The 11,940-nt window shown below is 54.8% G+C and carries 10 protein-coding genes; 3 read left to right on the top strand and 7 right to left on the bottom strand.

What is annotated here, in order from left to right; genetic code table 11:
• Window positions 1–479 precede the first annotated feature (479 nt).
• A complete protein-coding gene (locus ACLGE8_RS19590; RefSeq protein ID WP_411000588.1) occupies window positions 480–1,778 on the top strand; it encodes an MFS family transporter in 1,299 nt (432 codons plus the stop codon).
• A 4-nt stretch (window positions 1,779–1,782) separates the two neighbouring features.
• On the opposite strand, the gene ACLGE8_RS19585 is transcribed toward ACLGE8_RS19590, so the two are convergent.
• The 5 genes from ACLGE8_RS19585 to trxC all read right to left on the bottom strand — a co-directional run bounded on the left by ACLGE8_RS19585 (window position 1,783) and on the right by trxC (window position 7,498).
• Entirely contained in the window at window positions 1,783–2,109 is a 327-nt protein-coding gene (locus ACLGE8_RS19585) for a YfiM family lipoprotein (RefSeq protein ID WP_220438339.1), read from the bottom strand.
• A gap of 44 nt (window positions 2,110–2,153) precedes the next feature.
• Window positions 2,154–3,509 carry a CDP-diacylglycerol--serine O-phosphatidyltransferase gene (gene pssA / locus ACLGE8_RS19580; protein WP_411000596.1) on the bottom strand — a complete coding sequence of 452 codons (1,356 nt, stop codon included), beginning with the start codon at window positions 3,507–3,509 and terminating at the stop codon, window positions 2,154–2,156.
• Between the two features lie 108 nt (window positions 3,510–3,617).
• Window positions 3,618–6,269, bottom strand: a complete 2,652-nt coding sequence (locus tag ACLGE8_RS19575; protein ID WP_411000586.1) for a bifunctional acetate--CoA ligase family protein/GNAT family N-acetyltransferase — start codon at window positions 6,267–6,269, stop codon at window positions 3,618–3,620.
• Window positions 6,270–6,304: 35 nt separating this feature from the next.
• Complete coding sequence (locus ACLGE8_RS19570; RefSeq protein ID WP_411000584.1) at window positions 6,305–7,003, bottom strand: tRNA-uridine aminocarboxypropyltransferase; 699 nt, start codon at window positions 7,001–7,003, stop codon at window positions 6,305–6,307.
• Between the two features lie 69 nt (window positions 7,004–7,072).
• Window positions 7,073–7,498, bottom strand: coding sequence for a thioredoxin TrxC (gene trxC, locus ACLGE8_RS19565; RefSeq protein WP_411000582.1), 426 nt, complete (start codon window positions 7,496–7,498; stop codon window positions 7,073–7,075).
• A gap of 204 nt (window positions 7,499–7,702) precedes the next feature.
• Between trxC and ACLGE8_RS19560 the strand changes: the two genes are divergently transcribed.
• Window positions 7,703–8,803, top strand: coding sequence for a tRNA/rRNA methyltransferase (locus ACLGE8_RS19560; RefSeq protein ID WP_411000580.1), 1,101 nt, complete (start codon window positions 7,703–7,705; stop codon window positions 8,801–8,803).
• Between the two features lie 170 nt (window positions 8,804–8,973).
• On the opposite strand, the gene ung is transcribed toward ACLGE8_RS19560, so the two are convergent.
• The gene (gene ung, locus ACLGE8_RS19555; RefSeq protein ID WP_035893808.1) at window positions 8,974–9,654 is read right to left on the bottom strand and encodes a uracil-DNA glycosylase; all 681 of its coding nucleotides are present in this window, start codon (window positions 9,652–9,654) and stop codon (window positions 8,974–8,976) included.
• Between the two features lie 319 nt (window positions 9,655–9,973).
• Here ung and grcA point away from each other — a divergent pair, with 319 nt between their 5' ends.
• Entirely contained in the window at window positions 9,974–10,357 is a 384-nt protein-coding gene (gene grcA, locus ACLGE8_RS19550) for an autonomous glycyl radical cofactor GrcA (protein WP_185670077.1), read from the top strand.
• Between the two features lie 132 nt (window positions 10,358–10,489).
• Here the strand turns inward: grcA and srmB are convergent, their stop codons facing one another.
• Window positions 10,490–11,824, bottom strand: coding sequence for an ATP-dependent RNA helicase SrmB (srmB, locus tag ACLGE8_RS19545; RefSeq protein WP_411000578.1), 1,335 nt, complete (start codon window positions 11,822–11,824; stop codon window positions 10,490–10,492).
• Between the last annotated feature and the right edge of the window lie 116 nt (window positions 11,825–11,940).

Below are 11,940 nucleotides of genomic sequence, written 5' to 3'. Positions count from 1 at the left end.
TCAGAAGTGAAACGCCGTAGCGCCGATGGTAGTGTGGGGTCTCCCCATGCGAGAGTAGGGAACTGCCAGGCATCAATTTAGTGAAGAAGCCCATCTTGACGGATGGGCTTTTTTGCGTGTGTGGAAAATGAAAGTGGTGTGAAAATCCCGGGGTCGTACATGCGTTCGCCCGGGCTAAAGGCGGGGATAGTGTGTACGATAATGCACAAAACCGTAGCCCGGACGAGGCGTTTACGCCGACTCCGGGGGCTCATTGCCGGATGACAACATAAACGCTTTATTCGACCTATCCTCTCTCTTGTTCCTCTCTCATCGCGACTGAAGTTACTCCTAAATCGTGATCTTGCTAATGAAAAATGTGACATTTGTCACCAATTTTTATATAACAATTATATAACATTTCATTTACTAAAATATCTGCCTGCGTAACGTGTTACGCCCGGTTAAGGCAGGAGATCGCTTTTGGCAGGAGTTAACAAATGGCTGTAACCAGTGTAACCCCAGAAGGGACGCTTACCGGCAGCGATACTCGCCGTCGTATCATGGCAATTGTCGGGGCATCATCGGGGAACCTCGTTGAATGGTTTGACTTTTATGTCTACTCGTTCTGTTCTCTGTATTTTGCTCATATCTTCTTTCCATCCGGAAATACAACTACCCAGCTACTACAAACCGCAGGTGTCTTTGCCGCAGGTTTTCTGATGCGCCCTATCGGCGGATGGCTGTTTGGCCGCATCGCTGACCGTCGCGGACGTAAAGTTTCAATGCTTATTTCCGTCTGTATGATGTGCTTTGGATCGCTGGTGATCGCCTGCCTGCCGGGCTATAGCGTGATTGGCACCTGGGCTCCGGCGCTACTGCTGTTGGCTCGTCTATTCCAGGGGCTTTCCGTCGGTGGAGAGTACGGGACAAGTGCAACCTATATGAGTGAAGTGGCGGTTGAAGGGCGCAAAGGCTTCTATGCGTCATTCCAGTACGTCACCTTAATCGGCGGCCAACTGTTGGCGGTACTGGTCGTTGTTATCCTGCAAAACGTAATGGACAGTGAGAGCCTGCACGCATGGGGATGGCGTATACCATTCGCTATGGGCGCTGTGCTGGCGATTGTTGCGCTGTGGCTGCGTCGCCAACTGGATGAAACATCACAGAAAGAGACGCGTACGCTAAAAGAGGCGGGTTCCTTCAAAGGGCTATGGCGTAACCGTCGGGCCTTCGTGATGGTGTTGGGCTTTACTGCGGCAGGGTCGTTAAGCTTCTATACCTTCACCACCTATATGCAGAAGTATCTGGTCAATACCGCAGGTATGAGTGCGAACCTCGCCAGCGTGATTATGACGGCGGCGCTGTTTGTTTACATGCTGGTACAGCCGTTCTTTGGCCTGCTGTCGGACAAAGTCGGTCGCCGTACCTCAATGCTCTGCTTTGGCGCACTGGCAACGTTGTTTACCGTGCCCATTCTCTCGGCATTGCAAAATGTCACTTCGCCTTATGCTGCGTTTGGTCTGGTGATGTGTGCCCTATTGATTACCAGTTTCTATACCTCTATCAGCGGTATTCTGAAGGCTGAAATGTTCCCGGCACAGGTTCGAGCTCTGGGAGTCGGGCTCTCTTATGCAGTAGCGAATGCGCTGTTTGGTGGTTCGGCTGAATACGTTGCGTTGTCGCTGAAGTCGTCCGGGATTGAGACGGCCTTTTTCTGGTACGTCACCGTGATGGCGGCGTTGGCGTTCCTGGTATCACTGAAGCTGCACCGCAAAGGGAAGGGGTTACGCCTGTAGCACGTTAATGCTGCGCCAGCTGCCACACCGCATAGCCGGTTGTGGCACCGGCGACATCCCATGCAAAGTCTTTCCAACTCCAGCCGCTCCCTGCCGGGCGGCTATCCCACAGCTCCTTTGATGCACCCAGACTGACGGAAAACATAAAGCCAATGGCGGCGCTGCGGTCACGGCTGATGCCCTGATGCTGCGCATATTCGTTACCGGCGGCAGAGAGCATGGCAGAGGCAATAAAGTGCTGGGCTTTATCCTGTCCGCTCCAGCTATCGTTAGCCATATGGCTACAGCCGCTTAATACGAGCGCGCTACAAAGAACGAGGATGCGGGTCATTATAGCTCCTTGAAAAAAAAGCCCCGTCGAAACGGGGCTGCAATTTAAAGGATACGGCTGATCAGTCGGTCGATACGAATACGTCGCAGACGGCGAATCAGCTTACGCACCTTAACGGGGTATTCAGCGATGCTTTGCAGATCGCGGAAATCATTTACCACCGTCGTATGTTTGCGGATCAGATCCAGCTCTCTCTGGCGCATCGACGCCAGTTCCTTTTTCGGATCGTGGATCAGGACAGCATTTTCCAGATCCAGGCGCCAGGCGCGCGGGTTAAGGTTGTTGCCGGTCAGCAGGATCCACTCGTTATCGACCCACATCCCTTTCAGGTGATAGGTATTATCCTCGTCTTTCCACAGACGCACGGTCAGCTGATCGGTATTGATGTAATACTGCAGGCGGCTCAGGAAGCGGCGCAGGTTAATCTCATACAGATAAGGCAGCGCACCGATGATCTTAAACGGCTCGTTTTCCGGGATGTAGAAGTCGTTTGCTGTCTTATCACCGACGATGATCTCTACTTTTTTCCCATCCCGCAGCAGGCGAATAATATTACGCACCAGCAGCGCAGGCAGGTTGAAGTATGGCGTGCAGATGGTGAGCTTTTCCTCGGTGCACGGCATCAGATGGAAAATCGTTTTATTCAGTACGCTGGTTTTGCCAAGACCAACCAACGGCGTGACGGTGAGCTCGTCATCGCTGGCATTACCCTCAAAATGGTAGCTGGTATCGCGCAGTTCCTGACGATAAAGACGAATGTCGTTTTTGATTTCCGGGCTTTTCGGGCGCTCGGTATTATCGAGACGGTTAACGCCGCGACCTTCAACAAGATTCTCCGATACCCAATTAAACATGATGTCAGCCATCTGCGGGTTACGGATGCACTGATAGCGGTCATAGCGATATTTATCGTGCTGATGCAGATAGACATCGTTGATGCTTGCGCCGCTGTACAGCACGCAGTCATCAATAATGAAGCCCTTAAAGTGCAGCACGCCGAGTGCTTCACGGGTGTTAATCGGCACGCCGTAAACGGGAACCTCTACGCCCGGGTTCTCTTTTGCTGTACGGCAGTACCAGTCCGCATTGGTATTAGACGCGGCTGCACCAATACGCCCACGCTGTGCGCGATGCCAGTCAACCAGCACACGGACTTCAAGCTCCGGGCGTTGACGTTTGGCTTCGTACAAGGCTTGCAGAATCGTCTTTCCGGCGTCGTCCTGTTCGAGGTACAACGCGACGATGCAAATTCGGCGCGTGGCGCTGGCGATTTTTGCGAGCAGAGCTTCACGGAAATCTGCTGGAGCATAGAAAAACTCAATATCATCAACAGACTGTGAAAGCTTGGGTAGTTGGGCAAGGTGTTGTTGATGTTTATTACGCTTAAATTTTGACAACATCACAGTGCGTTTCTTCTCTGGTTTAGTGAAGGGTCCTCTGTACCTGGCAGACGACGTAAGCGGTCAATGATACCATCTCTGTCGGGTAAGGGCAGCATTTCCAGCAACTTAGTCATCACTCAGCCTTAGGGATAGGCCGACGATGCCATCTTCCAGCTGAATATCAACGTCAAAACCGAGCTTCCTCGCGAGCGCTATCATTCCGCGATTATTGGGCATGGTAATGCCGTTCAGGCGCAGCAAACCGTGAGCGCGAGTGTAGCCGATAAGCTTATCCAGCAACCTCCCGCCGAGCCCAAGGCCTTTTAGATCGGAACGGACCAGTACGGCAAATTCCGCGTCGATATTATCCGGATCGGAAATCGCGCGGGTCACACCGAGGATCTCGGTATCGTCGCCAGAACCGTGAACCGCCACAAAGGCCATTTCTCGATCGTAGTCGATCTGCGTCATGTTGGCTAAATCGTCATGGGTGAATTCGTTAATCTCGCTAAAGTAGCGGTAGTAAAGATCCTCTTTTGTGACCCGGGCGATAAACTGCTGCAATAGCGGCTCATCTTCCGGCAGGATAGGGCGGAACAGGCAGCGGTCACCATTTTTCATGGTGACCCACTCTTCCAGATGCTGAGGATACGGACGAATGGCAAGCCGGCTTTCGCTCGAACCGCTAAACGGGGCAATATCCAGCGTCACATCCAGCGCGGTAAATTCGTTGCCGGAGACCAGCAGCGGGTGAATATCCAGACGCTGGATTTCCGGGCAGTCAACAATCAGGTTAGAAACCTGCACCAATAGCTGGCTTAAGCCCGGAATATCTAACGGGCGCAGCGCACTGCGGCCGCGGATTTTCTTACTCTTAATGGCCTGAATAACCAAATAGCGCGCCAGCGTCATATTCAGCGGTGGCAGGGCAACGGCAGCCTGATCTTCAGCACGCCACTCTACGCCACCTTCGCCCAGCATAATCAGCGGGCCAAAAACCGGGTCGTGCTCAACCACTACGCGTAGCTCCTGCGCGCCAGCACGGTTGGCCATACTCTGCACCAGCAGGCCGTGAATGCGTGCCTGCGGCCAGGCCATTTTGACGCGGTCGAGGATTGCATCGGCGGCCTGCTGTACCTCGGTGGCGGTGCGCAGGTAGAGCATGACGCCCTGAACTTCAGATTTGTGCGGAATATCCGGTGAGCGTAGTTTCAGCGCCACCGGATAACCAATTTGTTCGGCGATATGCACCGCTTCGGCGCTGTCTGAGGCAATCCAGGTTGGCAGTGTATTCAGCCCGTAGGCTTCCAGAATCGGGCGAACTTCGTGGGTGTCCAACGCGCTGATGCCGCTGTCTATTGCCTGCTGTAATAGCTCATGCGCCTGGCTGGTATTGGCCGTCAGGCTATGCGGCAGCGCCGGTGTTTCCCGCAGCTGCTTCTGGTTACGGCGGTATTCCACCATATGCATAAAAGCGGTAATCGTCCCTTCCGGGGTGCGGTAAGTCGGGATGCCCGCATCGCTGAACATACGACGTGCTTCCCGCGATGAGTATTCGCCGCACCAGTTGGTCAGCACGCTGATGTAGTTCCCGCGCGGGTGCTTTTTGATGAGGTCAATGAGCGCGGTGGCGCTTTCACTGCCCGGTGCCGTAGCACTAGGGGAGTGGATCACCATCAGGGCATCCAGGTCCGGGCTATTGAGCAACACATTCACCGCTGCTAAATAGTGTTCGATACTGGCATCATCGCGCAGATCCAGTGGGTTATTGGCCTCAACGGTGTCTGGTAGAAGCTGTTGTAGCTGCTGGCGCGTCTCGTCGCTGAGGGTGGCAAGCTTTCCGTTGCGCGCCCAGTGCTCGTCCAGTGCCAGCGCCGCGGGTGCCGCGCCGTTGCTGATAATCATCAGCCGCTCGCCGCGTAGTGGGCGCATATGGCTTAGGGTCTCAACAGCAGAGAAAAGCTCGTGGGTATCCTGCACGCGTAGCAGACCTGCACGCTGAATGGCGGCATCCCAGGCCGGGTCCATCCCGGAGTTCACGTGTAGCAGACGCTGAGCGGCCGGGCTGCGCCCGCTTTTAATCACCAGAATCGGTTTATTGCGTGATGCGCTTCGGGCGGCGGATACAAAACGCCGCGCATCGCTGAGCTGCTCCAGATAGAGCAGAATAGCGCTGGTTTTGCTGTCTCGCGCCAGATAGTCGAGCAGGTCGTCGACATCAATATCCAGGCTGTCACCCAGCGCAATAAAGTAAGAAAAACCCATCTCTCGCTGCTGCGCCCAGTCGAGGATGGTATTGGAAACGGCAGCTGATTGAGAAATAAAGGCCAGCTTGCCTTTGCGAATCGGCACCGGTGAAAAGCTGGCGTTCAGGCCCTGCCAGGGGGCGAGCAAGCCCAGACTGTTTGGCCCAAGCAGACGCATCTGATAGCGGGCAGCGCAGGCTTGTAGCGCGCTGAACTGGTCGGGAGTAGAAGAGAGAATAATGCAGGTTTTGCAGCCCTTTTCCCCTAGCGCTTCCAGCAATTCAAGGTTGCGACGAGCGTGGGTGCAAAGCACCGCGAGATCCGGTGAAAAGGGGAGGCTGTCAATCGTCGGCCAGGCAAGAACGCCAAGCACCGCTTTCCAGGCCGGGGTGACGGGCAGAACGGGGCCGGCAAAGCCGCCAGCCAGTAAATTCTGCATCATCAAAAAACCGGCCCGCTGTGGTTTCATCGAGGCGCCAATCACCGCAATGGATTTTGGCCTCAGAAGTGCTTCCAGCCCACGTTGACTCATAGCCGTCTTCCTTACGCGACAGTAATCTGATGAGTTTAACCGTTTTCCGCTTCGGCTGTTGTGATGTTCCCCTGATGATGAGATTTTCCTGCAAGGTAGTGCTCACGAAAGCGAGTGAAGTGTCCGCTGAGCGCAGAGGCTGCCCCGGTGTCGTCGGCTAAATCCAGCAGCGCAATGGCGACTTCGGCGGTGCAGTACTGACCTTCGACATGCGCTTCGCGCAGGCTGTAGGCCGATACGCGTGATAGATCGACGGAGATAAGCGGCAGATTGTCCAGCCACGGGCTTTTACGGAACATTTTCCGCGCTTCTGGCCAGGTTCCGTCTAACATAATAAACAGCGGTGGTTTTCCGGTAGGTGGCGTAGTGAGCACCTGACGGTCCGGGTCTGCGTAGGACGACGGGAAAACCACCATCGGCTGGTAGTCCGGTTTTTTTACCAGCTCGAGCAGCGCCTGCGGCGGCTCGGTACGTGACCACTGGAAAGCCTCGGTTTGCGGCAAAATGTCGGCAATCAGGCGACCGGTGTTGCTGGGCTTCATCGGTTCGGTGTCGAACATCACCAGGCAAAAACGGCTCTTTGCCGGATGTGGGGCGATGGTGTCGCACAGACAATAGCGTTGTACCAGCAGACAGCGCTGGCAGCGGCGAACCCGATTACCGCGGGCAAGAAAAGGGCGAGTGGCGCGGGCAAGTCGGTCGGCGCGCAACCGAAGAACGGCGTTATCAATCATAGGAATCGTACGGCAAAAACGCTATTGTCGCAGAGGCGAATACGGGGCACAAGATGTGCCCCGGTGGGATTATGCCTGCAGCGCTTCGTTCAGCCAGCTTTCAAACGGCGCTTTCGGTACCGCGCCGTTGAGCATATCGACAATTTCGCCATTTTTGAAAATCATAATGGTCGGGATGCTGCGAATCCGGAAACGCGCGCTGAGCTCGCGCTCCGCTTCGGTGTTCACTTTCACAAAACGAATTTTTCCGCTTTGCTCTTCGGCGACATCTTCGAAAATTGGCGCGAAGTTACGGCATGGGCCACACCATGGCGCCCAGAAATCAACAACAACGGGGAGATCGTCCTTCAGCAGTTTATCCAGTGTGCTGTCCGTAGCGTTAATCACTTCGCCATCGAACAGGTCTTCACCACAGCGTCCACATTTTGCCGCTTCGTTAATACGCGCTTCTGGAATGCGATTAAGTGCCTGGCAGTGGGCACAAACGGTATTCATAACTCACCTCTGGGTCATCGTGTTGCAGAACGGCAATGTTGCCGGATGTTTCTATAATGTTACACATTATCAACAAGACTGTATTAATCAACAAGGCGTTTTATCCGATGGATATAATAGTCGTGGTCTTTTTTATGAAGTAATGGCTAAGCGCTAGCACATCAGGTAATCTGCGCGCTTCGCGCAGCGCAGGTGGAGAAAAACATGAGCGACGAACTGAAGAACAAAAACGGCAAGGTCAAAGTGATGTACGTCCGCAGTGACGATGACTCGGACAAACGCACCCAAAATCCTCGTACTGGTAAAGGCGGAGGCCGTCCTGGCACATCCCGTGCTGGTGCTTCCCGTGCCGAAGGCGGTCGTCGCCCTGCCCGTGATGAGAGAAAGGGTCCTAACAGCGAACGCGGCCGTGAACGTGGCCGTGACCGCGATGTAGAACGCGATCGCGATCGTGGTGAAGGCTCCCCATGGCGTACGGTTTCCCGTGCTCCGGGTGACGACGCTCCGGCGAAAGCCGATCACGGTGGGATCAGCGGTAAAAGCTTTATTGATCCTGAAGTCCTGCGTCGTCAGCGCGCAGAAGAGACTCGCGTATACGGTGAAAATGCCTGTCAGGCGCTGTTCCAGAGCCGTCCGGACGCTATCGTTCGCGCATGGTTCGTACAAAGCGTCACCCCACGCTTTAAAGAAGCACTGCGCTGGATGGCGGCAAACCGTAAAGCCTATCACGTGGTTGACGAAGAAGAGCTGGCGAAAGCGTCCGGCACTGAACACCACGGCGGCGTTTGCTTCCTGATTAAGAAGCGTAACGGCACTTCCGTACAGCAGTGGGTTGCAAAAAGCGGTGAAGAAGATTGCGTACTGGCGTTGGAAGACGCGGGTAACCCGCATAACCTCGGCGCAATGATCCGCAGCTGCGCGCACTTCAGTGTCAAAGGCGTGGTATTGCAGGACGCAGCTCTGCTGGAGTCCGGTGCGGCGATCCGTACCGCAGAAGGTGGCGCTGAACACGTTGAGCCAATTACCGGCGACGGCTTCATCGATGCGCTGGAGCAGTTCCGCGACGCGGGCTACACCATCGTAACGACCAGCGGCAACGGCCGTGGCATGCCGCTGTTCAAATCCGAGCTGCCTAAGAAGATGGTTCTGGCGCTGGGTCAGGATCGAGATGGCGTTTCCGAAGCCGCAGCGTCTATCGCTGACATGAGCGTTTCTATCGACGGGACTCGTGCCGTTGAGGGCCTGAACGTCTCCGTGGCGACGGGCGTGCTGCTAGCCGAATGGTGGCGTCAGCATAAAGCGTAAGAACACGCGATGTTGAAAAAAAACCGGAAGAGGCGACTCGACCGGTTTTTTTGTATCTGCAATATTTCCTGGCGTTGCGTTGCGTTGCGTTGCGTTGCGTTGCGTTGCTCGGACGGGCTACGATTCAAATGTAGCCCGGCCGAACGCAGAGACGCCGGGAAACTACCAAACTATTCCGGCAGCACCGGCATCCAGTCAATCGGTGCTTCACCGCGCTGCTCCAGCCACTCATTGGCCTTCACAAAATGGTTGCTGCCAAAGAACCCGCGATGCGCGGAGAGCGGCGATGGGTGCGGTGCTTTCAGCACGCAGTGGCGCTGAGTATCGATAATGGCGCCTTTTTTCTGCGCGTGCGATCCCCATAATAAGAACACCACGCCTTCGCGGTGTTCGTTAATCAGCGCGATCACTTTATCGGTAAAGGTTTCCCAGCCAAGGCTGGCGTGCGAGTGCGCTTGTCCTGCACGCACGGTCAGCACGGTGTTGAGCAGCAGCACGCCCTGGCGAGCCCAGCTCTCAAGATAGCCGTGGTTTGGGCGGGTAAAACCGGGGATGGTTCCTTCAAGCTCTTTATACATATTCAATAGGGAAGGCGGCGTTGCGATACCCGGCTGCACGGAGAAGGCCAGACCGTGCGCCTGGTTAGGGCCGTGATACGGGTCCTGGCCGAGGATCACCACCTTCACGTCGTTTAACTCGGTGAAGCGAAAGGCGTTAAAAACATCTTTCTGCGGTGGATAGATAGTCTGGCCGGACTGACGCTCGCTGGCGACGGTGGCAAGGGTGTTCACAAAATAAGGCTGCTCTTTTTCAGCGGCCAGCACGTCGTGCCAGGTTAAAGGGGTGGTCATCTCGCTCTCCTGCGAATTGCTATCGGTATAGCTTAACTGCTTCTTTCGTCATCACAAAATCGGAAGGCGGCGAACATTGCTGGTGGGATAAAAAAAGTTGAAGATTTACAAAGATTTTTGCGTGCACCGCGGAGCGTAACTTGATGCAAAACAAGTATTTTCCCTTATGACCTTTTTTGTGGTGTGGTTTTTGTTGATTTAAATCAAAGAATCAGGGGTGTTTGAGGGGTATATATACACTCAAGCAACAATGGTTTTACCAATTGGCCGCGGTCAGGCCGGTTAAAAACGAATATAAAGAGCCTTAGGGAGGCATCAAATGATTACAGGTATCCAAATCACTAAAGCTGCAAACAACGACCTGCTGAACTCATTCTGGCTGCTCGACAGCGAGAAAGGCGAAGCACGCTGCCTGTGTGCCAAAGGCGGTTACGCAGAAGATGACGTTGTTGCCGTCAGCGCGCTGGGCGACATCGAATACCGTGAAATCCCGGTTGAAGCGAAACCAGAAGTCCGCGTTGAAGGCGGTCAGCACCTGAACGTTAACGTGCTGCGTCGTGAAACCCTGATGGACGCGGTTGAGCATCCAGAAAAATACCCACAGCTGACCATCCGTGTGTCTGGTTATGCCGTGCGCTTTAACTCTCTAACCCCAGAACAGCAGCGCGACGTTATTGCGCGTACTTTTACTGAGAGCCTGTAATTTCTCAGGGGTGGGAAAGTGGCGTGTCGGGCTAGCCCGGCATCAGTAGATGAATCCCCCCGCAGGGTGCCTGCGGGGGGATTTTTGATCGTATTACGTAAAAAAACGCCGGGAGGTTATCCCGGCGTTTTTTTACTCTTCGCTAGTCTGCTCTGGCGCAGCGCTGCCGCTTGGTTTACGGCGTTTGCCAACGTTCCTGGCATCGCGGTGACGGACCTTCACACGCGGTTTTTCTTTGTCTTTCTCTTTCTTCTTCTCGGCGCGTTTGGCGAGCACTTTCTTCGACGGTTTGCCGGTCATTTTTTCGCTCGGCGCGCGCGTCGTCGGACGCAGTTCGTCAATGACGCGAGATTTCAGCGGCTCTTCGACATAGCGGCCGATTTTCAGCAGCAGCAGGTGATCGTGCGTTTCCACCAGAGAAATCGCCGTCCCTTTACGACCGGCACGGCCGGTACGGCCGATACGGTGCAGGTAGGTATCTGCGCCGCGCGGCATATCGAAGTTAATCACGTGGCTGACGTCGGGAATATCGATCCCGCGCGCGGCAACGTCGGTGGCAACCAGCACGTTGACGCGGCCGTCGGTCAGACGCTTAATGCCTTCGGTACGCTTAATCTGCGGCATCTCGCCTTCGAGATAGCAGTTGTTGATACCGGCCTGACGCAGGATTTCCGCCAGTTCGTGCACACGCTCGCGCTTACGCACAAACACGATGGTACGGGTGGCGTCTTCCTGCTTCAGCAGGTGTTTCAGCAGCTCAACCTTGTGCTCGAAGTTATCGGCGCGATAGTACCACTGATGAATTTTTTTACGCTCGCGAGTCGACGGCGTTGCAGAAACTTCTACCGGATCTTCCAGCAGACGCTCGGCAAAGTCTTTAATCGCTTCGCCTTCGAGAGTCGCGGAGAACAGCAGCGTCTGTTTACGCCAGCGGGTTTCACCGGCGATATGCTCGATATCCTGGGCGAAGCCCATGTCCAGCATACGGTCTGCTTCGTCGAGGATCAGCGTCTCAACGGCGCGGCAGTCGAAGTTTTCTTCTTTAATGTACTGCAGCAGACGACCGGTCGTCGCCACCACGATATCCTGGTTTTCGCTGAACACTTCGGCGTGGTTCATATACGCAACGCCACCGGTGATGGTCGCGATATCCAGGTGCGTGTTTTTTGCTAGCTCGCGAGCATGATCGGCGACCTGCATCGCCAGTTCACGCGTAGGCGTGAGGATCAGGATGCGCGGCGGGCCAGATTTTTTGCGCGGAAAGTCGAGCAGGTGCTGCAACGCAGGCAGCAAATACGCCGCTGTTTTACCGGTGCCGGTTGGCGCAGAACCGAGAACATCACGTCCATCGAGCGCAGGCGGAATGGCGGCAGCCTGAATGGCAGTCGGGCGTGTAAAGCCTTTATCCTGGAGTGCTTCCAGCAGGCTTTCGTCAAGTTCAAGTTCGGAAAAAGTCGTTACAGTCATGATTACCTCTGTGTGAGGCGCTGATTATAGACGTTACGGCTCTAATCTTCATCTGTTTGTATGGCTATCTGTTCTCGGGTATTGTGCATATCAATAAAAGCTTATGCAGTTCCCCT

Origin of the sequence: Kluyvera sp. 142486, assembly GCF_046569695.1 — a bacterium.
Lineage (GTDB): Bacteria > Pseudomonadota > Gammaproteobacteria > Enterobacterales > Enterobacteriaceae > Kluyvera.
The sequence above is the reverse complement of the archived record's forward strand: the minus strand, read 5'-3'. Positions and strand labels throughout refer to the sequence as shown.